Source organism: Vibrio sp. 2132-1 (genome assembly GCF_033344315.1).
This window is the reverse complement of the sequence record NZ_JAWPON010000593.1, coordinates 1-588: the sequence shown is the minus strand read 5'-3', so window position 1 is coordinate 588 and position 588 is coordinate 1. Positions and strand designations below refer to the sequence as shown.

Sequence of the window (588 nt, the reverse complement as noted above, 5' to 3'; positions counted from 1 at the left end):
TTAAGCTTCGTTCCAGTGTTTGCACTGGAAGGTCAAGAAGGCAAGATGTTCTCTCCTCTCGCCTTTACCAAGACGTATGCCATGGCATCAGCGGCAGCACTTGCGATCACGCTCGTGCCAGTTCTAATGGGCTACTTTATTCGCGGTAAAATACTGCCAGAACATAAGAACCCTGTTAACCGTGGTCTGGTTGCGCTGTATCGTCCATTGCTTAATCTGAGCTTGAAATATCCGAAAGCGATGATCGTACTGGCGCTCGGCCTATTAGCATCGGCGTACTACCCAACTAGCCAACTAGGCAGCGAATTCATCCCACCATTGGATGAAGGCGATTTGATGTACATGCCGACCACCTACCCCGGCATTTCCATCGGTAAAGCACGTGAGTTGGTTCAGCAAACCAACAAGCTGATCAAAACCGTACCGGAAGTCAAAACGGTTTGGGGCAAGATTGGCCGTGCAGAAACCGCCACCGGCCCTGCACCACTCACCATGATTGAAACGGTAATTCAGCTCAAACCTCATGACCAAAGGCGTGAAGGCGTGACCACAGAGTCATTGCGCAAAGAGTTCGACAATCTCGAGCAG

1 protein-coding gene is annotated in these 588 nt (G+C 50.7%); it reads left to right on the top strand.

The genetic code is table 11. The annotated features are described in order from the left end of the window. Positions 1-588: efflux RND transporter permease subunit (locus R8N47_RS26845; protein ID WP_318186317.1), on the top strand; the 588-nt coding region annotated here is incomplete at both ends.